Source organism: Pseudomonas sp. TWP3-2, from assembly GCF_049897765.1.
GTDB lineage: Bacteria > Pseudomonadota > Gammaproteobacteria > Pseudomonadales > Pseudomonadaceae > Aquipseudomonas.
Window position 1 is genome coordinate 138,240 of record NZ_JAFCWW010000006.1, and the last position, 24,350, is coordinate 162,589.

A 24,350-nucleotide genomic window follows, 5' to 3' on the forward strand; every position below is an offset into this window, starting at 1 on the left:
TGCTGGGCTAGGCGCCGATTCTGTCGGTTGATTGTGGGGCGGACAAGGGGTCATTGATGAAATCAGCAGCCGGCAAGCTCGCGACAAACGCCGCGATTTGCCCAGTACCGCGTAAATGCACTACGGGAACGTCGGGGCCGACGGCCAAGCGCACTGCGTCGATGCCCGGCCGATAGCCACGATCAAAAGTCCACACGAACTTGAGAAAGGTCAGGAATTCCCGGTCGAGTTTCTCTGTGCAACCAGCGGCAAGATCCGCGCGAGGGCGGTTCATGACGCTGCGCACGATCACCCGCCAGAAACAGGTAAGCCGCGGGGTGTCGAGCCAGATAATCAGGTCGGCACGCGGCAGGCGCAACTCGAAGGTGCGCCGCGCATAGTTGCCTTCACACACCCAGTTATCGGCGGCGATTGCTTCGCGAACCCTTGCGCGAAATTGCTCAGCGTCGGGTTCGACCCAGCCGGGTTCCCAGAACAGCGTGTCGAGGTGTATGACCGGCAGGTCCAGACGCTTGCCGAGCGCGCGGGCGAGGGTGGATTTGCCGCTGCCCGCGTTGCCCAGAATCACAATCCGTTGCATGAAGCTTTCCTGTCTTGAAAAAGCCGGAGATTGTGCCGGTTTTGGATGAACTGCTAAAGCGCTTGCCTGCGGTTAAACATATGCAAAAAGCCTTTAGTCGAACACCAGATCGGGAACGAGCGCTGGATATTCCTTGCTCACATCAATCTGTACAAGCGGTTTGCGCATCATCATAGGCGTCTCAAGGTCGTGCGGCTCACGCCGGAATATCGAAGAGCGCAAACATAGCAGCTGAACTAAAACGCTGACCATCAAGTCAGCATATTCAGTTGCTCTCTTCCCTTCACGAGGATCCATCCCATGCACAATGTCACTGTCGAATACCTGTTCAACGGCGAACCGCGCACGCATTCTTTTGAGCTGGAACCTACTGAATTGTCCGACCACGAAGCGGCGATGCACCTGTTGCAACTGCATTTCGGGGATGGCGAAAACAGTCTGATCATGCCGAGTGCGGACGCAACGCCGGAGGAGATTCTGGAGCAGGCTGAGCTGATGGGGCTGACGCAGATCCAGGTGGTCGGTCACCCGGCTTGACTTGACGTGCCGTTAACCGTTTCCAACAAACAACATTAAAAGACTCAAGTTTCTGGGCAAACCTGTCGATGCACTCCATATACCTCACGGAGTGTTGGCTATGAACTTGAATCGTCTGTCGGTCGGTATCAGCCTGTTATCCGCACTGAGTGGAAGCTGTCTGGCGGCGACCCCGTCCAGCCAGGGTGTCATCCATTTCACCGGCAGCATCGTGGAGCCGGGTTGTACGTTTAACGCCGGGACAAGTTCGACCTTCGAACTCAACGGCTGCGCAACCCCGGCGCGTGGCGGCGCTGTCAGTGCGCGCAGCGTCGAGCCCGTGCGTTCGGTCACGGCGCTGGATCGTTCCGCAGTCAATGTCAGACTGATCGCCGAGAGTGGCGAAGGTACTCGCTACTCTGACCAGCAGTATCAGTTGGTCGACGGCGCTGGAAAACCGATCCGCTCGGGAAATTACGTGGTGACACTGACTTCGCCGTGACTCATGCCACAACGCTTAAACCCCACCCCAATATCCCGCTTGTGACGACCACCAGCCACGGCGGGAGCTTCCAGAACATCAGCGCCACGAGGGCGAGCAGTGCGAGGCCAAAGTCTTGCACCTGAACGATCGCACTGGTCCAGACCGGCTGATACAGCGCCGCCAGCAGCAGCCCGACCACCGCCGCATTCACCCCGGCAAGGGCGGACTGCGTACGCCGGTTGCGACGTAATTGCTCCCAGAACGGCAACGCACCCATGATCAGCAAAAACGACGGCGCGAAGATCGCCAGCAGGCAGATCAGACCACCGAGCCAGCCAGATGGAGCGGTACTCATCGATGCGCCAAGGAATGCCGAAAACGTGAACAAGGGCCCGGGCATGGCTTGCACCGCGCCGTAACCGGCGAGGAAAACCTCGTTGCTGACCCAACCGGGTTGCACCACCTGCGCTTGCAGCAGTGGCAACACCACGTGCCCTCCGCCAAACACCAGTGCCCCTGCGCGATAGAAGGCGTCGACCACGGCGAAAGTCTGATTGGGCAGCGCGTAGGCAAGCAGTGGCAACCCCGCCAGCAATACGAAAAACAACGCAAGCCAGATCGCGCCCGCACGCCGGCTGATCATGATCGGCAGCGGCTCATGCTCGGCAATCTGCCCCGGTTTGAATATCAGCACTCCCAAAATGCCCGCGCCGACAATCACGCTGATCTGTCCCAATGCTGACGGTGCAAACAAGGCAACGCACGCCGCAATGATCATGATGCTGACCCGCATCACGTCGGTGCACAGGTGACGCGCCATCCCCCAGACCGCTTGCGCAACCACCGCAACGGCGACCACTTTTAGGCCGTGCAATGCGCCGGGCGAGAGCACCGAACCGTAATGCGAAATGCCCAGCGCGAACGCAATCAGCACGACGGCCGAGGGCAGGGTGAAGCCGGCCCAGGCAGCCAGCGCGCCACGGTAGCCGGCGCGTGACAGGCCCAAGGCGATCCCGACCTGACTGCTCGCAGGCCCCGGCAGAAATTGGCAGAGCGCAACGAGATCTGCGTAGCTGCGTTCACTCAGCCAGCGCCGTCTGGTGACGAATTCATCGCGAAAGTAACCGAGGTGCGCGACGGGACCGCCGAAAGACGTCAGGCCCAGACGCAGAAAAATCAGAAACACCGATGCCGCGCTGTTTCTACGATCGATGCAACGGTCACTGGCCATGCCTGATCGCCCTGTCAAATGAACTCCGGGAACGCCTTGGTTACAGAGAATTGCTATAGCATTTTGCGAAACATACGTTTCAGTGTGGATACAAGGCAATCTCAATCAACCGATCATGGCGGGTGCATGACTGATAAAACCACCATCGAGGCCGTGAGCGCCTCCGACATTCCTGAGGTTCTGGAATTTGTGCTGCAAGCACGCGCCGAGCTGTTTCCGAAGCTCAGCGCGACTGGAATCCCGGTCGATCTGCAAAAATTTGAAGAAATTTACTTGCGCGGCGAAGGCGCATTTCTGGTCGCGCGTGACGGAGGACGGATTGTCGCCTCGATCGGCTATCTGCCCTACGACGGACGTTTTTCGCAGTTTGATTACCAGCCACTGAACGTCGTGGAAGTGGTGCGGCTTTTCGTCCTGCCAGCGTTTCGTCGTTCGGGATTGGCCGGCAAGCTCTATCGGGCGTTGAAAGCGCAGGCGGTGGAGAGCGGGGTGGAGGTGGTCTATCTGCACACTCATCCGTTCCTGCCGGGCGCGATTGATTTCTGGCTGCGGCAGGGGTTTGAGGTAATCGACGTAGAGGCCGATCCGGTGTGGCAGACGACCCACATGGAGAGTCGTCTGCCAACTTGATCAGACCGAGCGCAAACGCAGGATCTGCGCGCCGTCGAACGGATCGGTCAGGTAATGCGCCTGCACCGCGAAGGTGTCGAGCAGACGTTGCGGCGTCAGCACTTCCAACGGTTTGCCCAGCGCTACCAGACGCCCGCGTTCCAACACGGCCAACCGGTCACAAGTCAGCGCCTGATTGAGATCGTGCAGCGCAATCAGCGTGGTCACCGGCAACGCTTGAACCACGTTCAAAATCGCCAGTTGATGCTGGATATCCAGGTGATTGGTCGGCTCGTCGAGCAGCAGGATCTGCGGACGCTGGGCCAGCGCTCGGGCGATGTGTACGCGCTGGCGCTCGCCGCCGGACAGGCTGCGCCAGGTGCGGGTGCTCAGGTGCGTGGCGTCTACATCGTGAAGCGCCTGGTGGACGATTGCATCGTCGGCGGCTGACCACGGGCTCAGGGCCGACAGCCACGGTGTGCGACCGAGCGCGACGGCATCGAACACGCGGATCGCATCGTCGGTATCGGCCTGTTGTTCGACCACTGCCAGACGTTGCGCGATGTCTCGGCGCGAGAGTACGCCAAGACGCTGTCCCTCGAGCAGCACCTCGCCAGCGCTCGGCGTCCGTATACCGGCGAGCAGTTTGAGCAACGTTGATTTACCCGAACCATTCGGCCCGACAATGCCCAGCGTTTCGCCGCGATGCACCTGCAGATTGATGCCGTTCAACAACTCGGCATCGCGCACCCTGAACGCCAGATCGGAGCAACTGAGTACGCTCATCGCGCGTTCCTGCGCACGATCAGAATCAGCGCAAACACCGGCGCGCCGACCAGTGCCGTCACCACGCCAACCGGGATCACCTGACCTTTGATCAGGGTGCGCGACAACACATCCGCTGCGATCAGGAACAGTGCGCCGCCCAGCGCGCTCGCCGGCAGCAGCCGGCCGTGGCTGGTGCCGAGCATCAGCCGCGCGGCATGCGGAATCACCAGACCGACAAAACCGATCGAGCCGACAATCGACACCATCACTGCGGTCACCAGCGCCGCGCAACCAATCAGCACAAATTGCACCCGACGCACCGGAATGCCCAGCGAAGCCGCCGAGTCGGCACCAAAGGTAAACGCATCCAGCGCCCGCCGATGCCACAGACACACAGCCAGCCCCAGCACCGCCACCGGCATTGCCAGCCACACCGAAGGCCAGCGCACGCCGCTAAGGTTGCCCAGCAGCCAGAACATGATGCCGCGCGCCTGCTCGGAGCTGGCCGACTTGGTGATCAGAAACGCGGTGAGCGCATTGAACAGCTGTGAGCCAGCGATCCCGGCCAGAATAATCTGCCCGGTGCCATTCGCGGTGCCGCTGGCGCGCGCCAGCAGAATCACCAGCCCGAACGCCGCAACGGCCCCGACAAACGCGCCCGCCGACAATGAAATCAAACCGGCGCCAACGCCCAACAGCGTGACCATCACTGCGCCGGTCGAGGCGCCAGCGGAGATTCCCAACAGGTACGGATCGGCCAGCGGATTGCGCAGCAGCGATTGCAGGATCACCCCGCAAGTCGCGAGTCCGGCGCCACACGCGGCCGCTACCAAGGCGCGAGTCAGACGGTAATTCCAGACGATGCCCTGATCAATCGGATCGAGCGCATAACCCGCCGCCCACAGCTTGTTGGCCAGCGTCTGCAACACCACGCCCGGCGCGATAGCGGTTTCGCCGATGGACACTCCGGCGAGTACGGCAATCAGCAGAACGCCGAGCGCGAGCAGGGTTCGTAACACGATCGCAGTCATTTGCTCAGGTCATAACCGTTGATGGCCGAGGCCAGTTGTTCCAGACCATCGAACATGCGCAGGCTGGCCTGCATGGCCATGGCGTCGAGGATGATGATGCGGTTGTTCTTCACCGCGTCCATGTTGCGGGTCACTGGGTCGCTGCGCAGAAACTCGAGTTTCTTCTGATGGTCGTCCGCCGGGAAGCGACGACGATCCATGCGTGCGATCACCAGAAAGGTCGGATTGGCCTTTGCGATGGTTTCCCAGCCGACGGTTGGCCATTCTTCATCGGACTGCACGATGTTGTGCACGCCAAGCGTCTCGAGCATGAACTCGGGAACACCCTTGTGTCCGGCCACGAACGGATCGACCTCCAGCTCCGCACTGGAGAACCAGACCAATGCGCTGGCCTGTTGTTGCTCATGTTGGTGCTCGTGCTGTTTAGCCGTGGCGATCGATTTGGCGAGGCTGGCCTTGAGGTCGGCGTTGAGCTTGTCGCCACGCTCCTGCACGTCGAAAATCTCGGCGAATTGGCTGACGCTTTTATAGATGCTGTCGATGTGGAACGGCGCAAGACGTGTGCCGTCAGCGCCAACCAGATTGTTCTTCGCCTCACAATCGGAAGGCATCAGGTAGGTAGGAATCTTCAACTCGTGAAACTGCTCGCGCGTGCCGACCGCGCCTTGCGCGCCGACCATCCATTCCAGCTCAACCGCGACCAGTTGCGGGCGCTTGGCGATCACCGCTTCGAAACTCGGCTCGTTGTCGGCCAGCCGTTCGATCCGCTGATCTTGTGCTTGGTACTTGGCCAACACATCGTTGTACCAGACGGAAGTGCCCAAGACTTTGTCGCCCAGATCCAAGGCGTAAAGCATTTCGGTAGCGGCCTGGCCGACGGTTACGGTGCCGCTCGGGGCATGCTGAAAATTCAGGCTGCTGCCGCAGTTTTCCAGCGTCAGCGGGTAGTGAGTCGGGGCGGCGTGGGCGAGGGCGCAGACGCCAAGTCCGGTGATGAGCGCAGTAACGCGGGCCAGCAGCATGATGCATCTCCATTGGAACCGTACACGGAGCAGGGGTACGGACTGGAAACACATCGAACGCTGCCGCAGGAGCAGAGTAGGGCCGGTCAACGAGAAGATTGCGCACGGCAGCGATGTCCTTCCCGGACACCCCGCCGGTTAGTGATATTGCATGGCCGGCAGGTCTCCTGACTGATGCGTCGTCGCCACGCTCCAAGCCTTCCCGGACATAAATCCAGTGGCAGAAAAGGAGCAGGCTCGGCATCTACAGTTGCGGGGGCAGTTCCGTTTCACGCCTCGTGAGGCGCTACGGATTCCCTATTAATCCCATTTGGAAACCGGCGGCGGCATGGTAGTCGATCGGGCGATGGAGGGGGAGTTAAATGTCTGAAACGGTGGGTGCATATCCGTTGCTGCGGTAACGGCTTCTCGGGGTTCCGCCCTTACGGCGGGTCACCTTTTCCAAACGCCGAAAAGGTAACCCAAAAGGCTTTACCCTGACGTTCGGCCCTCGCTGTGGCTCGGGTTCCTTCGCTGCGGGATTGATCCGGGGGCATCGCCTCCGGTTTGCTTCGCTGCACCTCCTCTCGATGTGTTTGGCTGCGCCAAACGGTCGCTGCGCTCCCACCCCGGATCAATCCCTCCGCTCAGCCTGCCGACGGGCGCTCGAGATCAAGAGCGGTACTCGAGCTAACGCTCATTGTGTTGAGTGGTGGAAAGCGAAGTGCGGTTTTCGGGTGGCTGTAGATTCTGTGGGAGCTGGCTTGCCAGCGATGGCGGCCTGACAGCCGACCAATCTTTAGCTGAATCTTCTCAATCCTGCTGTGGGAACTAGCCTGCTAACGATTGGCATCCCCTCGCTCCAAAATCCTCCGCTTTGCAAATGGCCCTTGCACATCTACTCTGCCTGATCTCCCCCTGCACCGAGCACACCTTCCATGATGGACAGCCTCAGCGGTATCACCACCTTCATTCAGGTGGCCGAAACCCGCAGCTTTACCGAGGCCGGGCGTTTGCTGGAGATCTCCGCTTCGGCGGTGGGCAAAAGCGTCGCGCGCATGGAAGAACGCCTCGGTGTGCGGCTGTTTCATCGCAGCACCCGCAGCGTGACCCTGACCACCGAAGGCGAGCTGTTCCTCGACCGTTGCAAACGCATCGTCAGCGAAGTCGAAGCCGCACAAATGGAGTTGTTGGAACTGTCCGCTACACCGCGTGGCAAAGTGCGCATCAGCGTGCCGATTCAGAACGTGTTGATCATGCCGGTGCTCGCCGGTTTCATGCGCGCCTACCCGGATATCGAGCTGGACCTTGACATGTCCGACCGCATGGTCGATGTGATCGAGGAAGGCTTCGACGCAGTGATCCGTACTGGCGCGCCGCAGGACTCACGGCTGATGGCGCGCAAGCTCGGCGGATTTCAATTGCAGTTGGTAGCGTCCCCAGCCTACCTCGAACGCAATGGCGAGCCGGCGCACCCGGATGATCTGAGTCGCCACGTGTGCCTGCTGCACAAGTTTCCTGCGACCGGGATGATCGAGCGCTGGCCGCTGCGCGTCGGTGATACGCACATCGAGCCAAACCTGACGCGTGCATTGACCAGCACCACGACGGACTCGCTGATGTACCTGGCACTGGATGGGGTGGGGATTGCGTGTCTGCCGGATTTTTCAATCCGCGAGCCGTTGGCCGATGGCCGGCTGAAGGTGGTGCTGGGGGATTACACCGATCACACCGGCAACCTGTGGATGCTCTGGCCTGCGTCGAAGCAGACGGCACCGAGGCTGCGAGTGTTGATCGACTATTTCAGAGACAACATATTGAAGGGCTGAAGTCAGCGTTGCAGGGTCTCGGCAATAGGCGCTTGGCTCAGGCCGAAGCTGAGCATCACTATCAGCCCGAGCGCGCCAATCGCCGCCGCCAGCCACAGCACTGCAGACACGCCGGCATGATCGACCACCAGCCCGCCGGCCAGCGAACCCGAGGCAATCGCCACCTGGAACATGGTCACCAGCATCGCCGAACTCGCCTCAGGCAACTTCGGTGAAGTCAGTTGCATCCAGCTGCTCACGCCCAGTGGAATTGCCCCATACGCGATGCCCCACAGCAACACCGCCAACGTCACGCTCCAACCCTGCAACTGTGGCAAGGCCAGTTGCGCGATCACCATCAGCACTACCACGGCGCCCAGCGAGGCGCGTAAATGCGTGGTGATGGTGCCGGCCATGGCGAAATTGGCGAGCATGCCGACCAGCCCGAAGCCCAATAGAATCGCGGTAATCGCACTCGGCGAGAAACCGGCCTGGTGTCCAAGGAATGGAGCGATGTAGGTGTAAGCGGTAAAATGCGCGGCCACCACGGTAGCCAGCAAGAGCATGCTGCGACGCGCGTTGCTGCGCGACAAAAAGGCCCACAGTGCGCGCATTTTCAAGCTTTCACTGGAGGGCAATGACGGCAACGTCAGCGCCTGCGCGACGAGTGCAATCAACGCCAGAGCGGCCGCCACCGCGAACGATACCCGCCACGAAAACAGGGTGCTGACAAACGTCCCGAACGGCACGCCAAACACCGTCGCCAAGGTAATCCCGGCAAAGATCAGCGCCGTGGCTTTGGCCGCTTTCGACGGCTCGACCAGACGCCCGGCAACGGCAATCGCTACCGCCCAGAACCCACCCAGGGCCACGCCCAGCAGTGCGCGGCCCAACAGCATGAACGGCAGCGACGGCGAAACTGCCGACACCAGATTTGAAACCACTAGCAGCAGCGTCAACAACAGCAACAACCGGCGCCGGTTCATGCGGCCGGCGCCGAGCATGATTGCTGGTGCCGCCACCGCCGCAACGATCCCTGGCACCGTAACCATCAACCCGGCCACGCCTTCGGTGACGTCGAGTTAATCGGCAATCTGCGGCAACACGCCGACCGGCAGGTATTCGGTAGTGACAAAGGCAAAAGCGCCGAGGGCCACCGAGTACACCGACAGCCAGTCGCGCCAGGAGGAGGGCACCTCCCGTGCAAGCGGCGCGGTGGCGGGAAGTGCGGATAAATCGTGCATGGCATAGCTCCACAATAATAAGTGGAGCCATGCTAGGTAAGCGCTTGCGTGAGAAAAACGGGGCACGGTTCCGATCACTGCGGAGCAAACGCTCCGCAATCGATCAACCTCTGCCGTTTTGCACCGCATAGTTGAGCACGAACTGCACATGCGCCTTGGTTGATCCTGTTACTAACCAGTTCGACTAACGCGGCAATGGCATATGGATATGCCCATTTGTGCGTTGTTTTTTATAAGGATTTCCTCTCAACTGGCGGTTTTCTGCTGGGGCGAGCGTTGATGTCTGAACGATTTGAAGCACTGGTCATCGGCCTGGGCGCGATGGGCGCGGCGACGGTTTATCAATTAGCCAAAGCCGGGGTAAAAGTCGCCGGCATCGACCGTCATCACCCGCCGCATACTTTCGGCTCAAGCCATGGCGACACGCGCATCACCCGGCTGTCGGTGGGCGAAGGCGCGCAGTACGTGCCGATCGTGCGTAACTCGCACCGTATCTGGCGTGAACTTGAGGCGCAGTCCGGCGAGTCTCTGTTCGAGCAGTCCGGTTTGCTGGTGCTGACCTCAAGCCCGGATTTCGATCCAGCCGATCAAACCGATTTCACCCTGCGCACCATCGGCTTGGCCCAGACCTACGGCATCGAACATGAAGTGCTGGATGCCACGCAGATTCGCCAGCGCTTTGCGCAGTTCGCCAATGTGCACGACAGCGCCGTCGGCTACTTCGAACCGGGCGGCGGTTTCGTGCGGCCCGAGCGCTGCATCGATGTGCAACTGAAGTTGGCCAAGCAACGTGGCGCGACGCTGTACAAAGGCGAGGTCGTTACCGAAATCAGTTCAGACGAGCAGGGTGTCACCGTCACCACCAACCAACGCACATTGCACGCCGACAAACTGGTGATCAGCGCGGGCAACTGGATGGGTGATTTAGTCGGTGATCCGCTGGACGGGTTGCTCAAGGTCTATCGACAAAACCTGTTCTGGTTTGAGCTGGAGCCTGATGCCGATCTGGTCGGCAGTTCGCCCACCTTCATCCTCACCCACGGCAAGGGTGACGACTGCGTCAACTACGGCTTCCCGGCCCAGCCGGGCGAGGGCAGTCTCAAAGTCGCCACCGCGCAATACCACACGGCATCGTCGCCCGACACGCTTGACCGTACGGTCTCGATGGCAGAGCAGCGCGACATGTACGCGCAACAAGTTGAGGGCCGCATCGCCGGAGTTACTGACAAGGTGCTCAAGTCGGCGGTCTGCGCGTACACCGTCACGCCGGACCGGCATTTCATCATCGACGAGCATCCTTTGTTGCAACATACCTTGCTGGTGTCGGCCTGTTCCGGCCATGGTTTCAAACATTCGGCGGCACTCGGCGAAGCCTTTGCGCAATGGTGCATACGCGGCACAACCGACCTTGATCTCTCGTCTTTCTCCCTGAAACGCTTCGAAGGAAATCCATCGTGAAACGAGTAAGGTGAAAAACTTCATCCTGGAGCGCTATGACGGCTAAGTGGTTCCGGCGGTTTAAAGCGCTGAACACCTGAATTCACCGCTGTCATTCAGCGGTGAATTCAGGAAAGCACAAGACTTCAAGCGGAAAAACCGGATAATGGCGGCCAATTCGTAGCTCGCTATTCTGGTATTCCCGCATGGAAATCAAGGTCAACTTTCTCGACAACCTTCGACTTGAAGCCAAGTTCGACGACTTCACGGTGATCGCCGATCAGCCCATCCGCTACAAGGGTGACGGCTCGGCGCCGGGGCCGTTCGATTACTTTCTGGCTTCGTCGGCGTTGTGCGCGGCTTACTTTGTGAAGTTGTACTGCGACACGCGCAATATTCCGACCGATAACATTCGTCTGTCGCAGAACAACATTGTCGATCCGGAAAACCGTTACAACCAGATTTTCAAGATTCAGGTCGAACTGCCGGCAGACATCTCCGACAAGGATCGTCAGGGCATCCTGCGCTCCATCGACCGCTGCACCGTGAAGAAAGTGGTGCAGGCCGGGCCTGAGTTCGTCATTGAAGAAGTGGAAAATCTCGACGCCGACGCCCAGGCCTTGTTGATGCCGGCCTCGGCATCCGGCGCAAGCACGTTCATTGCCGGCAAGGACCTGCCGCTGGAGCAGACCATCGCCAACATGTCGGGCATCCTCGCCGACCTCGGCATGAAGATCGAAATCGCTTCGTGGCGCAATATCGTGCCTAACGTGTGGTCGCTGCACATTCGCGACGCGCACTCGCCGATGTGCTTCACCAACGGCAAGGGTTCGACCAAGGAAGGCGCATTGGCCTCGGCACTCGGCGAATTCATCGAGCGGCTCAACTGCAACTTCTTCTACAACGATCAGTTCTGGGGCGAAGACATCGCCAACGCGCCGTTCGTGCATTACCCGGACGAGCGCTGGTTCCAGCCCGGCCCTAACGATGAACTGCCTGCAGAAATTCTCGACGCGCATTGCCTCAAGGTTTACAACCGCGAAGGCGATCTGCGTGGCTCGCACCTGTTCGACACTAACTCCGGTAATGAAGCGCGCGGTATCGTTTCGCTGCCATTCGTGCGTCAGTCCGACAAGGAAGTGGTGTACTTCCCGTCGAACCTGATCGAAAACCTGTTCCTCAGCAACGGCATGAGCGCCGGCAACACGCTGGCCGAAGCGCAGGTGCAGTGCCTGTCGGAGATCTTCGAGCGCGCGGTCAAACGCGAAATCATCGAAGGCGAATTTGCGCTGCCGGACGTACCGGCAGAAGTGTTGGCGAAATACCCAAGCATTCTCGCCGGCATTCAAGGCCTTGAAGAGCAGGGCTTCCCGGTGCTGGTCAAGGACGCATCGTTGGGCGGTGAATTCCCGGTGATGTGCGTGACCCTGATGAACCCGCGCACTGGCGGCGTGTTCGCCTCGTTCGGCGCGCACCCAAGCTTCGAAGTGGCGCTGGAGCGCAGCCTGACCGAACTGCTGCAAGGCCGCAGTTTCGAAGGCCTCAACGATCTGCCGCAGCCGACCTTTGAAGGTCACGCAGTCACCGAGCCGAACAACTTCGTCGAGCACTTCATCGACTCCAGCGGCGTAGTGTCGTGGCGTTTCTTCAGCTCCAAATCGGATTACGAGTTTGTCGAGTGGGACTTCACCGGTAACGGCGAAAACTCCAACGCCGAGGAAGCCGCGACCCTGTTCGCCATCCTCGAAGGCATGGGTAAAGAAGTCTACATGGCGGTCTACGAGCACATCGGCGCCACCGCCTGCCGCATCCTCGTGCCGGACTACTCGGAGATCTACCCGGTCGAAGATCTGGTCTGGGACAACACCAACAAGGCGCTGTTCTTCCGCGCCGACATCCTCAACCTGCACAGCCTCGACGACGCTGAACTCGCGGCACTGGTCGAGCGTCTGGTCGAGAGCGAACTGGATGACTACACCGACATCACCACGCTGATCGGCATCGAATTCGACGACAACACTGCGTGGGGTCAGTTGACGATTCTTGAGCTGAAGCTGTTGATCTGGCTCGCCCTTGGGCAGCATGAAGAAGCCAAGGAAGTCGTGGAAATGTTCCTGCAGTACAACGACAACACTGTCGAGCGCGGCTTGTTCTACCAGGCTGTGAACGCGGTGCTGGAGATAGGCCTGGACGACGATCTGGAGCTTGAAGACTACGAAGCCAACTTCCGCCGCATGTTCGGCAACGAGCGCATGGACGCCGCGATTGGCTCGGTGGACGGCAGCGTGCGCTTCTACGGCTTGACGCCGACCAGCATCAAGCTGGAAGGCCTGGATCGCCATCTGCGCCTGATCGACAGCTATAAAAAGCTGCATGCGGCGCGCGGCGGTGTGACGGGTTAATCCGGCTAATCGCGCTCACAAGAAAGCACCTTCGGGTGCTTTTTTGTTTTGGGGAGAGATTCAGTTTTTTGGCTGCGTCTACTTGCATTGTCCTGCTCAGGTTGACAGTCAAACACTTTTCAGGCGATTTATCCCCGACGGAGGAGTCATTAATCTGTGCCCATGTTGAACGCAACCAACCTTCCATAACTTGAAAAGGGATTCAAACATGAGCACTGCAACCTACAACCGCCTGAACAAAGACGACGCCGTGGTTCTGCTGGTCGACCACCAGACCGGTCTGATTTCGCTGGTTCAGGACTTCTCGCCAAACGAGTTCAAGAACAACGTGCTGGCTCTTGCCGACGTCGCCAAGTTCTTCGACCTGCCGACCATCCTCACCACCAGTTTCGAACAAGGCCCGAACGGCCCGCTGGTGCCGGAACTCAAAGAAATGTTCCCGGATGCGCCGTACATCGCTCGCCCAGGCCAGATCAACGCATGGGACAACGAAGACTTCGTCAAAGCGATCAAAGCCACCGGCCGCAAACAGATCATCATTGCCGGCGTGGTGACCGACGTATGCGTAGCGTTCCCGACACTCTCGGCGCTGGCGGAAGGCTTTGATGTGTTCGTGGTTACCGATGCTTCCGGCACCTTCAACACCACCGTGCAACAGGCCGCATGGAACCGCATGACTCAGGCCGGCGCGCAGATGATGAACTGGTTCTCGGTGGCCTGTGAGTTGCAGGGCGACTGGCGCAACGATATCGAAGGGCTGGGTAACTTGCTGTCGCAGCGGATCCCGAACTATCGCAACTTGATGAATGGGTATGCGGCGTTGACGGCTCGTCAGGCCTCGTAATCGCCAAAGATCAAAAGATCGCAGCGTGCCGCAGCTCCTACAGGGTGTACATCCTTCCAGTGTAGGAGCTGCGGCACGCTACGATCTTTTGATTTTGCTCTGCGTGTGTGGAAGAAGATCTAAACTTTGTCTTAAGAATCACGTATTCCAGAGGCGGACCGGATGAACACCCAATCACGACGCAAGTGGATCCTGCCCTCGATGCTCATCATCAGCGTGATGTTCACAGCCGGATGCACTCGAAAATCTGCTCATTACTCAGCCTCCAACGTCGGCGACAGCTGTTACGCCAAAGCGCTACCGACAGTGGGCGAGGGCGGGCTAGCGTGGGGTTCGACTTTGAGCGTGGCACGCAAAAAATCACTGAATAACTGCATGCGCTACGCCGGGCGCTCCGGTGGGACGCCGAACACCTGTCAGGTTGTATTGGCCAAGTGCAAGTGACCTGCAACGCAATTTAAACCAGCACCGTCAGCCACGCCGATATCAGCAGCAAAACCGCCAACCCCGTGTTCATGCGTTTGAATGCCTGTGGCGAACTCAACGCCCGCGCACTGCCCACGCCAAGCAACGCCCACAGGGTCATGCACGGCAGGCAGACCAACAGAAACGCCAGCGACAGCACCAGCATCCGCAGCGTCTTGTCACCGCTGCCGGCAAACACGCTGGCCACCGCAATCGCCATCATCCACACCTTGGGATTGATCACTTGCAGCAGGGCGGCGCCGAATGCGCTGAGCTCGTCATCGCGCGCAGTTTGTGGCTCGAGCGATGGCGGCGCGCTGCGGAAGATCTGCCAGGCCAGCCAGCTCAACCAGAGCACCCCGGCCCACGCCATCAGCTGTTGCACACGGGGGAATTGCAGCAGTGTTTCGCCCAGCCCGAGGCCCACGGCCAACACCACCAAAGTTGCCGCCAGACAGGCGAAGAAAATGATCGGCAGCGTCGCCGTCAGGCCGCGCCGCGAACTGTAGCTCATCACCAGAATATTGGTCGGCCCGGGAGTGATCGAGGCAACGAAGGAGAACAGCAAAAACGGCAGCAACGATTCCATGGCAAGCATTCCACTATGAGTAGATAGCCATGGTCGCGGGTCAGGGCGGTTCAGTCTGGAAGGTTTGAGCAGCGCTTGCGGTAATCCGCCGGGGTGAGGTGGTAGGCACGGCGAAACCAGCGTCCCAGATGGCTTTGATCGGCAAACCCGAGGGCGCTCGCGACTTGCGCTGGCGACTCGCCGCGCGCCAGCAGTTGCCGCGCCTTGGCCAGCCGTAGCTGAATCAGATACGCATGCGGTGCCAGTCCGAAGGCTGACTTGAAGGCACGCGTCAGGCGAAAGCGATCAACCCCGCAAGCGAGTGCCAGGTCATCCAGTCCGATGTCCTCGAAGGCATGCGCATGCAGATAATCCCGCGCCACTTGCGCCACCAGCGGCAGGCGCGGATCGACAGTCTGGCGCTTGCGCCAATCAAGGTGGCCAGTCAGCGCGCCGAGCAAATTGTCGACAGCGCTCTGCCGCACGATGCGCAAATCGCCCTCATGCAACGCGCGAAACGCCAGATTGATCGCGACGCTCAGGCGCGGGTCCTGACTCAAGGTGTCGGCAAACCCCGGCTGGCTGTTGCTCGGCGCGTTCTCGAACAACGCGTGCAGCTCGCGCTCCAGCCAGTGCGGATCGAGATACAGCATCGAATAGGTGAAACCGTCCTCGGTAGGCGCATGCCCGTCGTGGATTTCTCCCGGTTCGAGCATGAACACTTTGCCGGGCGTGCTCAGATGGCGCACCCGGCGGCAATTGAATTGCTGCACGCCTTGCTCCGTGACGCCTACCAGAAAACTGTCGTGCCAGTGCGGATCGTAGGCATGCCCCTGAAAATGCGCGCGAATTGATTCAATCCCGGTTTCGGCATCCTGAGACAGATCAATCCAGCTGCGTTTGTCCACGCAAGGCTCCTGGGGCGTTGAAGCGGTTGGCTGGCTAAATTACCGCGCTTTGCCAATAGCCGTTTAGAAGATTTGTGCAGGTTTGGCGGTGGGCCAGAGCAAATTCTCATGTGTTGCGTTCGTCCTTTCATACGTCGCAGTTCTCATTGCCCGTTCTCGTATGTCTGGAGTTTCTCGATGCCCGCGTCCAAATCCCTGCCCACTGCATTGTTGGGGCTGGCCCTTGCCTGTCCGGCCATGGCTGACGCCCAGAGCATGGAGTTGGGCCAAGTGCTGATCGGCGCTGAGGAAACCAGCGGCGAAGATCAGGCTGTCGAGGATGCAAAAGTGCGGCTGGATCAGGTTGCCGGTGGCACCAATCTGGTCGATATGCGCCGCCCGTTGCAGGGTAAAGTCGCGAGCAATCAGGACGTGCTGGCTTATCAGCCGGGCGTCTACGCGCAGTCGGCGGGCAATGAAGGGGTAAAGATTTCGATCCGAGGCTCGGGCATCAACCGCGCACCCGGGGCGCATGCTTCGGGCTTGTATACGATGCTCGACGGACTGCCGCTGACCGGCCCCGGCGGCACGCCGTATGAGTTGCTTGAACCGCTATGGCTCGACCATGTGGAAGTGCTGCGCGGCGCCAACGGTTTCGACCGAGGTGCACTGGCGTTGGGCGGGGCGGTCGATTACGTCAGCCACACCGGCTACGACGCACCGCGTTTGCAAGTGCGCTACGCAACCGGCAGCCACGGTTACCAGCAACGGCAGATCAGTTCCGGCCAAGTACTCGGTGATTTCGATTACTACCTGGCCGTGACTGATGCGCGCTCTGACGGTTATCAGGATCACACCGCGAGCCAGAGCCAGGGCGTGATCGCCAACTTCGGTTATCGCTTCAATCCGAACCTGGAAACGCGTTTCTACATCCGCCACCGCGAGACTGAAAACGACCTCGGCGGACGCGTAACCAAAAACTCGATCGAACACACGCCGCGCGCCGCCAACCCGGCTTACGTCTCGCGTGACGACAGCCGCGATCAGCCGGGTAGCACCTTCATCGGCAACAAAACCACGTACTACATCGATGACGATTCAAGCATCCAGACCGGGCTTGTCTATCACGACTATCCGATGGATTTGCGCGAAGGCCCGAATCGCCTGAAAGTCGCCTACAGCGATGTCAGCGGCACCTTCGACTACAAGCGTCGCGACACGCTTTGGGGCCTCGAAAGCCGCAGCACCGTCGGCCTGCGCGTCACCAAACACCTGCCGAATGCTGGCGCCAGCGAACGGGTTCGGATCCCTACCGGCAACACCGCCGGTTACGCACCGGGCACGCCTATTCGCAATTTCACCTATCAAGGCTCGGACACTGTCTTGCACTTTGGCAATGACCTGGAAATCGCCGATGACCTGTGGCTGACCACCGGCCTCGCCGCTATCTACACCCGTCGCGAAAGCGCCGTGACCTACCCGCAAAGTGGCGGTAAAACCAGCATGAACGACTGGGATTACGCACCGCGTCTGGGCCTGCGCTATCAACTGACACCCGATCTGCAACTGTTCGGCAACCTCAGCCGCTCGGTCGAAGCGCCGCATCCGTGGTCGCTGATCTACAGCTCTAACATCCGCTTCCCGGCCGGCAGCGGTGTCGCCACCGGTGCGCAACGCGATCCGGTCAAGCTGCAAAACCAGACCGCGACCACCCTTGAACTTGGCGGTCGCGGCGACAGCGTAATCGGCGAATGGAGCCTGGCGTGGTACTACGCTCAGGTGCGCCACGAATTGCTCTCGGTGCTGCCCGACGCCAACGCCACCACGCCCTACGAACTCAACGCCAGCCCGACCGTGCACCAAGGCGTCGAAGCCAGCCTGCAGAGCAATCTGTGGTCAGCGAAGGATGGCGGCAAGCTCAGCCTGCGCCAGGCTTACACCTTCAGCGACTTCCACTACCGCGACGACCAGCGCTTCGGCGACAACCGCCTGCCGGGCCTGCCGATGCATTACTACCAAGGCGAATTGCGCTACGACTTCCCGCAAGGCTTCTTCGCCGCCGTCAACACGCAACTGGTGTCCAAAGTCGCGGTGGATTACGCCAACAGCTACTACGCCGATCCGTACGCGACATTCGGCGCCACGCTGGGCTACAACGCGCCCAAGGGCGACTGGCAAACCTGGCTGGACATGCGCAACCTGACCGACAAGCACTACGCCGCTACCGTCACGCCGGGTTATGACGACAAAGGTCTGGATGCCGCAAGGTCGACGCCGGGGGAGGGCATGGCGATGTATGTCGGGGTTTCATGGAGTTTGCTTTGAGGGGAGTTCCTACAGGGTGAGCGTGCATCGGAGCTAAGCTAATGCAAAAAAGGTATTTGTTCGGTGTTTTTAATATCGTTTAGTTTTGTCCTCACAAACGAATCGAAAGCATCAAACCGACAGACCTCCCGATTGCCATGACGGCGCACGCTGAATCGATCATCAGGCTCTTCAGGTTTGATTCACATGGGAGTGAATCATGCCGCACACCTCAGATATTTCCGCCTTACCGATCCTCGACCTGTCGCTGCTGGATGGCTCCGACTCGCAGCGCCAACGCTTCCTCGCCGACCTGCGCCACGCCGCGCGCGATGTCGGCTTTTTCTATCTGACCGGTCACGGTATCGACGCGGATCTGCTGCGCTAGGTGCAAGACCACGCCCGCCAGTTCTTCGCCCTCCCGGACAGCGAAAAGACTGCTGTCGGCATGATCAACTCGCCGCATTTTCGTGGCTACAACCGTGCAGCGTCGGAGATCACGCGCGGCAAGCCTGATCAGCGTGAGCAATTCGATCTCGGTGCCGAGCGTGAGGTCTTGCCACTCAATCCGCACAGTCCGCTGTGGGCGCGCTTGCAAGGCCCCAATCAATGGCCAGGTTCGTTGCCGCAAATCAAACCGCTGCTGCTCGATTGGCAGCAAGCCATGACGCAAATGTCCCTGCGCCTGCTGCGCGCCTTCGCTGAAGCCCTGTCATTGCCGCAAGACGCCTTCGACCGCTTGTACGGCGACAAACCCAACGAACACATCAAGTTGATGCGCTATCCAGGTCAGTCATCCGAGGCGAGCAATCAGGGCGTTGGCGCGCACAAGGATTCCGGTTTCCTCAGCTTCCTGTTGCAAGACCAACAGGCCGGTCTGCAAGTCGAAATCGAAGAGGGCCGCTGGATCAATGCGCTGCCGCGCGACAACACCTTGGTGGTGAACATCGGCGAATTGCTGGAGCTGGCCACCAACGGTTATCTGCGCGCCACCGTGCACCGGGTGCAGTCGCCGCCGGAGGGTGTCGAGCGCTTGTCGATCGCGTTTTTCCTTGGTGCACAACTCGATGCGGTGGTGCCGCTGTACCCGTTGCCGAGCGTGCTGTTGCGCGAAGCGCGTGGCCCGGCGAGTGATCCGCACAATCCGCTGTTGCGTGATGTCGGCTGGAATTACCTCAAGGGCCGTTTGCGCTCGCATCCGGATGTCGCCCAACGGTTTTACGCCGACGCGTTGATCCCGCACACCCTCAAAGCGCTCAGCGCCTGATCTGAAGGATGCTCGCCATGCTGAAGAAAACCGGATTGACCCTGGCCATCGTCGGCGCGCTGCTGACATCCTGCAATGCGCTTGCGCTGGAGCCATTGCGCGTTGCTGCCGACCCCGTGCCCCACGCGCAAATCCTGGCGTACATCCAGAAAATTGACCCGCAACTGAACCTGAAAGTCATCGAAATCCCCAATGGAGTGAACTCCAACGAATTGCTGGTGCACGGCGACGTCGATGCCAATTACTTCCAGCATCTGCCGTACCTGAAATCCCAGGAACAAGCCCTCGGCGAAAAACTCGCAGTGGCCGCCACGGTACACATTGAGCCGCTGGGAATTTACTCCCGGCGCCACACAGACTTTGCCCAAGTGCCGGATAAAGGCACGGTTGCTGTGCCGAATAACGTCACCAATCTGAGCCGCGCTTTATACCTTTTGCAGGACAACGGCCTGATCAAACTCAAACCCGGGTTCAACGACCCGGCCGCCGATCAGGCCACGCCCAAGGACATCGCCGAAAACCCGAAACGCCTGAAAATTCTCGAGATCGAATCGCCGCAAATCCCCCGCGCACTGGATGACGTCGATCTGGCGGTGATCAACGGCAACTACGCGCTGGAGGCGGGTCTGGTGCCGGCCAAGGATGCGCTGGGGCTGGAGAAGGCCGAGCACAATCCGTACGCGAACATTCTGGTGACCACGCCGCAGTTGCAGAACGATCCGCGCATCCAGCAACTGGCCAAGGACCTGACTTCACCGCAAGTGGCCAAATACATCAGCGAGAACTTCAAAGGCTCGGTGATTCCGGTCGTGGACGCCCAGCCATGATCATCGTCGAGCAGTTGAGCAAGACCTATCCGTCAGCCTCGTTACCGGCGCTGGATCAAGTGTCGCTGAGCATTCCCGATGGTGCGGTTTACGGGATTCTCGGGCGCAGCGGCGCCGGTAAATCGACGCTGCTGCGCTGCCTCAATTTGCTCGAACGCCCGGACTGCGGGCGGATTCTGCTCGATGGAGTAGACCTCGCCGCGCTGTCCGACAGCGACCTGCGCCAGCAGCGCCAGCGCATCGGCATGATCTTTCAGGGCTTCAATCTGCTGCATTCGCGCAACGTGTTCGACAACATCGCGGTGCCGCTGGAGATCGGCAAGGTCGCCAAACCCCAGCGTCAGCAACGGGTGCGCGAGTTGCTCGATCTGGTCGGCCTGAGCGACAAGGCGCTGGCGTTTCCCTCGCAATTATCCGGCGGGCAAAAGCAGCGCGTTGGCATCGCCCGCGCATTGGCCGCGCGCCCGGCGTATCTGCTGTCGGACGAGGCTACCAGTGCCCTCGATCCGGAAACCACCGCCTCGATTCTCGAACTGCTCAGCGACATCAACCGCCAACTTGGCCTGACCATCGTGCTGATCACCCATGAGCTGGACGTGGTCAAGTCGATCTGCGACCACGCAGCTTCGATGGCGAATGGACGATTGGTCGAAGCCGGGCCGGTGGCCAAATTACTCGCTGATCCGAATTCTGCGCTCGGTCGCTCACTCAGGCCGAGTTGCGGGTTGCCGCTGGGCCACGACGCACCCGGTTTGAGCTTCCTCAAACAATACGGCGTACGGGCGGCGCACTCATGAACCGCACGATCAACTGGGATGAAATCCTGCAACTGGTACTCAATGCGACCGGCGAAACCCTGTACATGGTGTTGTTGGCCGGGCTGTTCACGCTGCTGATCGGTTTGCCGCTGGGCGTATTGCTGTTCATCAGCCGCCGCACTGGCCTGTACCCGATGCCCCGGCTGAATGCGGGGTTGGGGGCGGTGGTCAATCTCGGCCGTTCGATGCCGTTTGTGGTGATGCTGATTGCGCTGATCCCGCTGACCCGTTTGGTGGTCGGCACCACACTGGGCAGCACCGCCGCCGTGGTGCCGATCACCATTGGTGCGTTTCCGTTCTTCGCGCGGATCGTCGAAAACGCGCTGGATGAGGTCGACAAGGGCCGCATCGAAGCCATCCTCGCGATGGGCGGTGACCTGCGCCATGTGATTTTCAAAGTGCTGCTGCCTGAAGCGCTGCCGGCATTGTTCGCGGGTATCACGCTGACGCTGGTGATGCTGATCGGCTTCTCGTCGATGGCCGGTGTGATTGGCGGCGGCGGGCTCGGCGATCTGGCGATTCGCTACGGTTATCAACGCTTCAACAATCAAGTGATGGTCGCCACTGTGGTGGTGCTGGTCATCCTCGTTCAGGGCGTGCAAAGCCTGGGCGATCGGCTGGTACGTTCGCTGGCTCATCGACGTTAAGGAATTTTATGAGTGGGCCTGTCTCCGTGGCATCCGCGCCGCTGATTCGTGTGCATGAACTGAGCAAGAGCTTCGGCTCGAACCGCGCGCTGGATGCGGTCAGCCTGCAGATTTATCCCGCTGAAGTGGTGGCGTTGCTCGGCGCCAACGGGGCGGGCAAATCGACGCTGGTGAAGATCCTCGCCGGCAGTCAGAGTTCTGATGGCGGGGAGCTGTGGGTGGACGGTCAGGCACGGCATTTCAGCTCGCCGCTGTCGGCGCGCCGAGTCGGGGTTGTCGCGGTGCATCAGCAGATCAACGACGGCATCGCGCCGGGACTGAGCGTGGCCGAGAACCTGCTGCTCGATGAGCTGTGCCGGCCGGATGCGGGCTTTTGGCTCAATCGCAAGAAACTGCTGGAACGCGCGGCGAATATCGCCGCCGGTCTTGGCCTTGTGTTGCCGCTGGAGCAACCGATTGAACACTTGGGCCAGGCTGAACGGCAACTGGTGGTGCTGGCGCGAGCCTTCGCTTTGCAACCGCGTCTGCTGATTCTCGATGAACCGACGGCAGCTCTGTCGGATGCCGAGGCGCAGCGGCTGTTCGGGCTGATGGACACGCTGCGCAGCCGTGGCGTGGCGATTCTGTACATTTCTCATCGTTTGTCCGATCTGCAACGGGTCGCGGATCGCGCCATCGTCCTGCGTGACGGCAAACTCGCGGGTGAGTTCAGCGCTCGGCAGTTGCCGGAAGCGGTGGAAGCCATGCTCGGGCACTCGCTGGAGGTGCATGTCTACACGCCGCGACCTGCCGGGCGCGAGGTGCTGAGACTGCGTGGCGCGCAAATCCTGCCGCGTTCTTCAGCCTTTGATCTGAGCCTGCACGAAGGCGAAGTGGTGGTGCTGACCGGATTGCTCGGCGCCGGTAAAAGCGAAATTGCAGAGGTGCTGTTCGGCCTGCGCGAAGCGGCGGCCGGCAGTTTGCAACTGGACGGTGCCGAATGGCTGCCGGGTTCACCACGGCAGGCCATTCAAAGCGGCGTATTTCTCGCTGCCGAAGACCGCGCCAGCCAATCGCTGGTGCAGGATTTCTCGCTGCGGCGCACGCTGACGCTGCCATTTCTCGAACGTTTCACTCGCGGCGGTTTCATTCGCAATCGCGCTGAAGCAGCAGCGGTTGAGGCGCAGGTGGCGGCGCTGGGAATCAAGACGTCCGGCATCGATGTGCCAATGAGCGCGTTGTCCGGCGGTAACCAACAGAAAGTCGTGCTCGGCCGCTGGTTGCTCGGGGAAGGGCGGGTGTTGATTCTCGATGAGCCGTTTCAGGGCGTCGACGTGCGTGCCCGGCGCGAGATCGGCGAGTTGTTGCGCGACAGTGCCGCTGGCCGCGCTACGTTGGTGATCTGCGCCGATGTCGATGAAGCGCTGGAAATTGCCGACCGCATCTTGCTGGTACGCGATCACGCGGTAGTCGCCGAATACCCGCGCGCCGAACTGAGCCGCGCCACGCTGGTCGCCGCAGTCGCCGGCAACGATGTAGAAAATTCCAATGTTCACGCCGCGCCAAGGAGTAGAGCGAGTGCCTGATTCAAGTTCGCTGTTGTCGACAGCCCCGCCGATCACCGAGCGCTTTTTGCAGGCGCTGATCCGTTACGGCTTGCTCTGGGTGTTGGCGCTGATCGTGGTGTTTTTCAGCGTTGCCGAGCCGGCGTTTCTGCGCGTGGGCAATCTGTTCAGCATCTTGCAGTCGGTATCGATCGTCGCGTTGCTGGCGCTCGGCGTGACGTTGACCATGGCCGTTGGCGGACTTGATCTGTCGATTGGCGCGGTGGCGGCCATGAGCCTGATGATCGCCAGTTACGTGATGATCGTGCTCGGCTGGGGCGCAGTGTCGGCGGTGTTGATCAGCCTAGCGGGCGGCGCACTGGTCGGGCTGCTCAACGGCTGGCTGATTGTGCAGATGCGCGTGCCGGACATTCTCGCGACGCTGGGCAGCATGTTTCTGGTGATCGGCGTGCAGTTGATTCCCACGGGCGGGCGCTCGATTGCGGTCGGCATGACGCTGCCCAATGGCGATGAAGCCGAAGGGGCCTTCAGTGCGACATTTCTGGCCCTCGGTCGCGGGCGCCTGTGGGAGGTGGTGCCGATTCCGGTGCTGGTCACCGCTGTGGTTGCGCTGGCGGTGTGGCTGTTTCTGGAGCGCACGCGCATCGGGCGCTTGTTCTATGCGATTGGCGGCAACGAGCAGGCCGCGCGGCTGGCCGGTGCGCCGGTGCAGCGTTTCAAACTGCTGGCTTACGTGCTCTCGGCGCTGCTCGCGTCGTTGGGCGGTTTGCTGTTGGCGGCGCGACTGGGGCGCGGCGATGTCAGCTCCGGCAACGGTCTGGTGCTGGATGCATTGGGCGCGGCGCTGATCGGTTTTGCCGTGCTCGGCGCGAAGAAGCCCAACGCCTTCGGCACGCTGGTCGGCGCGCTGCTGGTGGCCGCGTTGCTCAACGGTCTGACCATGCTCAACGCGCCGTATTACGCGCAGGATTTCGTCAAGGGACTGGTGTTGGTGCTGGCCCTGATGTTCACCTTCGGCCTCGCGCATCGTGCGCGCTGAGCCGGTTCAACTTTGCTCCAGGGAAGATG

General features: G+C 60.5%; 22 protein-coding genes, 2 pseudogenes and 1 riboswitch. Of the genes and pseudogenes, 15 read left to right on the plus strand and 9 right to left on the minus strand.

What is annotated here, in order from left to right; genetic code table 11:
• Window positions 1-7 precede the first annotated feature (7 nt).
• Window positions 8-580, minus strand: coding sequence for an AAA family ATPase (locus ACP7EE_RS11580; RefSeq protein ID WP_426201335.1), 573 nt, complete (start codon window positions 578-580; stop codon window positions 8-10).
• A gap of 300 nt (window positions 581-880) precedes the next feature.
• On the opposite strand from ACP7EE_RS11580, the gene ACP7EE_RS11585 reads away from it, so the two are divergent.
• Both ACP7EE_RS11585 and ACP7EE_RS11590 read left to right on the plus strand, forming a co-directional pair.
• Window positions 881-1,117 (plus strand): hypothetical protein, encoded by a 237-nt coding sequence (locus ACP7EE_RS11585; protein ID WP_426201333.1) that lies wholly within the window; start codon window positions 881-883, stop codon window positions 1,115-1,117.
• A gap of 100 nt (window positions 1,118-1,217) precedes the next feature.
• Window positions 1,218-1,598 carry a type 1 fimbrial protein gene (locus ACP7EE_RS11590; RefSeq protein WP_426234606.1) on the plus strand — a complete coding sequence of 127 codons (381 nt, stop codon included), beginning with the start codon at window positions 1,218-1,220 and terminating at the stop codon, window positions 1,596-1,598.
• Between the two features lies 1 nt (window position 1,599).
• Here ACP7EE_RS11590 and chrA read toward each other — a convergent pair whose 3' ends face one another.
• Entirely contained in the window at window positions 1,600-2,811 is a 1,212-nt protein-coding gene (gene chrA, locus ACP7EE_RS11595) for a chromate efflux transporter (RefSeq protein ID WP_426234607.1), read from the minus strand.
• A 126-nt stretch (window positions 2,812-2,937) separates the two neighbouring features.
• Here chrA and ACP7EE_RS11600 point away from each other — a divergent pair, with 126 nt between their 5' ends.
• Window positions 2,938-3,441: a GNAT family N-acetyltransferase gene (locus ACP7EE_RS11600; RefSeq protein WP_426234608.1), complete on the plus strand. Its 504-nt coding sequence runs from the start codon at window positions 2,938-2,940 to the stop codon at window positions 3,439-3,441.
• Here ACP7EE_RS11600 and ACP7EE_RS11605 read toward each other — a convergent pair whose 3' ends face one another.
• Genes ACP7EE_RS11605 through ACP7EE_RS11615 form a run of 3 tightly spaced genes read right to left on the minus strand, consistent with a single transcriptional unit; the run spans window position 3,442 to window position 6,241 of the window.
• Complete coding sequence (locus ACP7EE_RS11605) at window positions 3,442-4,206, minus strand: ABC transporter ATP-binding protein (protein ID WP_426234609.1); 765 nt, start codon at window positions 4,204-4,206, stop codon at window positions 3,442-3,444.
• Window positions 4,203-5,207, minus strand: a complete 1,005-nt coding sequence (locus ACP7EE_RS11610; protein WP_426234741.1) for a FecCD family ABC transporter permease — start codon at window positions 5,205-5,207, stop codon at window positions 4,203-4,205. The genes ACP7EE_RS11605 and ACP7EE_RS11610 overlap by 4 nt, the downstream gene beginning before the upstream one ends.
• A gap of 8 nt (window positions 5,208-5,215) precedes the next feature.
• The gene (locus ACP7EE_RS11615) at window positions 5,216-6,241 is read right to left on the minus strand and encodes an ABC transporter substrate-binding protein (RefSeq protein ID WP_426234610.1); all 1,026 of its coding nucleotides are present in this window, start codon (window positions 6,239-6,241) and stop codon (window positions 5,216-5,218) included.
• 140 nt (window positions 6,242-6,381) lie between these two features.
• Window positions 6,382-6,578: riboswitch (cobalamin riboswitch) on the minus strand.
• Window positions 6,579-7,161: 583 nt separating this feature from the next.
• Between ACP7EE_RS11615 and ACP7EE_RS11620 the strand changes: the two genes are divergently transcribed.
• On the plus strand, window positions 7,162-8,049 hold the full coding sequence (locus ACP7EE_RS11620) for a LysR family transcriptional regulator (RefSeq protein ID WP_426234742.1): 888 nt from the start codon (window positions 7,162-7,164) through the stop codon (window positions 8,047-8,049).
• A 2-nt stretch (window positions 8,050-8,051) separates the two neighbouring features.
• On the opposite strand, the pseudogene ACP7EE_RS11625 reads toward ACP7EE_RS11620, so the two are convergent.
• A pseudogene (locus tag ACP7EE_RS11625) lies at window positions 8,052-9,095 on the minus strand (MFS transporter); the annotation flags it as partial.
• 15 nt (window positions 9,096-9,110) lie between these two features.
• Window positions 9,111-9,272: a hypothetical protein gene (locus ACP7EE_RS11630; RefSeq protein ID WP_426234611.1), complete on the minus strand. Its 162-nt coding sequence runs from the start codon at window positions 9,270-9,272 to the stop codon at window positions 9,111-9,113.
• Window positions 9,273-9,551: 279 nt separating this feature from the next.
• Here ACP7EE_RS11630 and solA point away from each other — a divergent pair, with 279 nt between their 5' ends.
• The 4 genes from solA (at window position 9,552) to ACP7EE_RS11650 (ending at window position 14,399) form a co-directional block, all read left to right on the plus strand.
• On the plus strand, window positions 9,552-10,730 hold the full coding sequence (gene solA, locus ACP7EE_RS11635; protein ID WP_426234612.1) for an N-methyl-L-tryptophan oxidase: 1,179 nt from the start codon (window positions 9,552-9,554) through the stop codon (window positions 10,728-10,730).
• A 185-nt stretch (window positions 10,731-10,915) separates the two neighbouring features.
• Window positions 10,916-13,111 carry an OsmC domain/YcaO domain-containing protein gene (locus tag ACP7EE_RS11640; protein WP_426234613.1) on the plus strand — a complete coding sequence of 732 codons (2,196 nt, stop codon included), beginning with the start codon at window positions 10,916-10,918 and terminating at the stop codon, window positions 13,109-13,111.
• 208 nt (window positions 13,112-13,319) lie between these two features.
• Complete coding sequence (ycaC, locus tag ACP7EE_RS11645; protein ID WP_420650285.1) at window positions 13,320-13,955, plus strand: isochorismate family cysteine hydrolase YcaC; 636 nt, start codon at window positions 13,320-13,322, stop codon at window positions 13,953-13,955.
• Between the two features lie 162 nt (window positions 13,956-14,117).
• Entirely contained in the window at window positions 14,118-14,399 is a 282-nt protein-coding gene (locus ACP7EE_RS11650) for a hypothetical protein (protein ID WP_426234614.1), read from the plus strand.
• 13 nt (window positions 14,400-14,412) lie between these two features.
• On the opposite strand, the gene ACP7EE_RS11655 is transcribed toward ACP7EE_RS11650, so the two are convergent.
• Together ACP7EE_RS11655 and ACP7EE_RS11660 are read right to left on the minus strand one after the other, a co-directional pair.
• Window positions 14,413-15,009: a LysE family translocator gene (locus ACP7EE_RS11655; RefSeq protein WP_426234615.1), complete on the minus strand. Its 597-nt coding sequence runs from the start codon at window positions 15,007-15,009 to the stop codon at window positions 14,413-14,415.
• Between the two features lie 50 nt (window positions 15,010-15,059).
• The gene (locus tag ACP7EE_RS11660) at window positions 15,060-15,896 is read right to left on the minus strand and encodes an AraC family transcriptional regulator (RefSeq protein ID WP_426234616.1); all 837 of its coding nucleotides are present in this window, start codon (window positions 15,894-15,896) and stop codon (window positions 15,060-15,062) included.
• 177 nt (window positions 15,897-16,073) lie between these two features.
• On the opposite strand from ACP7EE_RS11660, the gene ACP7EE_RS11665 reads away from it, so the two are divergent.
• From ACP7EE_RS11665 to ACP7EE_RS11695, 7 genes and pseudogenes are all read left to right on the plus strand, one after another.
• Window positions 16,074-18,200: a TonB-dependent receptor family protein gene (locus ACP7EE_RS11665; RefSeq protein WP_426234617.1), complete on the plus strand. Its 2,127-nt coding sequence runs from the start codon at window positions 16,074-16,076 to the stop codon at window positions 18,198-18,200.
• A 199-nt stretch (window positions 18,201-18,399) separates the two neighbouring features.
• Window positions 18,400-19,446: pseudogene (locus ACP7EE_RS11670) on the plus strand (isopenicillin N synthase family dioxygenase).
• Window positions 19,447-19,463: 17 nt separating this feature from the next.
• Window positions 19,464-20,273: a MetQ/NlpA family ABC transporter substrate-binding protein gene (locus tag ACP7EE_RS11675; protein ID WP_426201307.1), complete on the plus strand. Its 810-nt coding sequence runs from the start codon at window positions 19,464-19,466 to the stop codon at window positions 20,271-20,273.
• Window positions 20,270-21,070, plus strand: a complete 801-nt coding sequence (locus ACP7EE_RS11680) for a methionine ABC transporter ATP-binding protein (RefSeq protein WP_426234618.1) — start codon at window positions 20,270-20,272, stop codon at window positions 21,068-21,070. The genes ACP7EE_RS11675 and ACP7EE_RS11680 overlap by 4 nt, the downstream gene beginning before the upstream one ends.
• The gene (locus tag ACP7EE_RS11685; RefSeq protein WP_426234619.1) at window positions 21,067-21,738 is read left to right on the plus strand and encodes a methionine ABC transporter permease; all 672 of its coding nucleotides are present in this window, start codon (window positions 21,067-21,069) and stop codon (window positions 21,736-21,738) included. Before ACP7EE_RS11680 ends, ACP7EE_RS11685 begins: the two co-directional genes overlap by 4 nt.
• An 8-nt stretch (window positions 21,739-21,746) precedes the next feature.
• Complete coding sequence (locus tag ACP7EE_RS11690) at window positions 21,747-23,303, plus strand: sugar ABC transporter ATP-binding protein (RefSeq protein ID WP_426234620.1); 1,557 nt, start codon at window positions 21,747-21,749, stop codon at window positions 23,301-23,303.
• On the plus strand, window positions 23,296-24,321 hold the full coding sequence (locus ACP7EE_RS11695) for an ABC transporter permease (RefSeq protein WP_426234621.1): 1,026 nt from the start codon (window positions 23,296-23,298) through the stop codon (window positions 24,319-24,321). The genes ACP7EE_RS11690 and ACP7EE_RS11695 overlap by 8 nt, the downstream gene beginning before the upstream one ends.
• Window positions 24,322-24,350: the final 29 nt, after the last annotated feature.

Bases quoted from the DNA above. Each gene is read 5' to 3' on its own strand.
- ACP7EE_RS11615 (WP_426234610.1), bottom strand. From the start codon at position 6,241: ATGCTGCTGGCCCGCGTTACTGCGCTCATCACCGGACTTGGCGTCTGC.
- ACP7EE_RS11590 (WP_426234606.1), top strand. From the start codon at position 1,218: ATGAACTTGAATCGTCTGTCGGTCGGTATCAGCCTGTTATCCGCACTG.
- ACP7EE_RS11675 (WP_426201307.1), top strand. From the start codon at position 19,464: ATGCTGAAGAAAACCGGATTGACCCTGGCCATCGTCGGCGCGCTGCTG.
- ACP7EE_RS11650 (WP_426234614.1), top strand. From the start codon at position 14,118: ATGAACACCCAATCACGACGCAAGTGGATCCTGCCCTCGATGCTCATC.
- ACP7EE_RS11600 (WP_426234608.1), top strand. From the start codon at position 2,938: ATGACTGATAAAACCACCATCGAGGCCGTGAGCGCCTCCGACATTCCT.
- chrA (WP_426234607.1), bottom strand. From the start codon at position 2,811: ATGGCCAGTGACCGTTGCATCGATCGTAGAAACAGCGCGGCATCGGTG.
- ACP7EE_RS11580 (WP_426201335.1), bottom strand. From the start codon at position 580: ATGCAACGGATTGTGATTCTGGGCAACGCGGGCAGCGGCAAATCCACC.
- ACP7EE_RS11680 (WP_426234618.1), top strand. From the start codon at position 20,270: ATGATCATCGTCGAGCAGTTGAGCAAGACCTATCCGTCAGCCTCGTTA.
- ACP7EE_RS11655 (WP_426234615.1), bottom strand. From the start codon at position 15,009: ATGGAATCGTTGCTGCCGTTTTTGCTGTTCTCCTTCGTTGCCTCGATC.
- ACP7EE_RS11630 (WP_426234611.1), bottom strand. From the start codon at position 9,272: ATGCACGATTTATCCGCACTTCCCGCCACCGCGCCGCTTGCACGGGAG.
- ACP7EE_RS11690 (WP_426234620.1), top strand. From the start codon at position 21,747: ATGAGTGGGCCTGTCTCCGTGGCATCCGCGCCGCTGATTCGTGTGCAT.
- ACP7EE_RS11585 (WP_426201333.1), top strand. From the start codon at position 881: ATGCACAATGTCACTGTCGAATACCTGTTCAACGGCGAACCGCGCACG.
- ACP7EE_RS11620 (WP_426234742.1), top strand. From the start codon at position 7,162: ATGGACAGCCTCAGCGGTATCACCACCTTCATTCAGGTGGCCGAAACC.
- ycaC (WP_420650285.1), top strand. From the start codon at position 13,320: ATGAGCACTGCAACCTACAACCGCCTGAACAAAGACGACGCCGTGGTT.
- ACP7EE_RS11685 (WP_426234619.1), top strand. From the start codon at position 21,067: ATGAACCGCACGATCAACTGGGATGAAATCCTGCAACTGGTACTCAAT.
- ACP7EE_RS11640 (WP_426234613.1), top strand. From the start codon at position 10,916: ATGGAAATCAAGGTCAACTTTCTCGACAACCTTCGACTTGAAGCCAAG.
- ACP7EE_RS11665 (WP_426234617.1), top strand. From the start codon at position 16,074: ATGCCCGCGTCCAAATCCCTGCCCACTGCATTGTTGGGGCTGGCCCTT.
- ACP7EE_RS11605 (WP_426234609.1), bottom strand. From the start codon at position 4,206: ATGAGCGTACTCAGTTGCTCCGATCTGGCGTTCAGGGTGCGCGATGCC.
- solA (WP_426234612.1), top strand. From the start codon at position 9,552: ATGTCTGAACGATTTGAAGCACTGGTCATCGGCCTGGGCGCGATGGGC.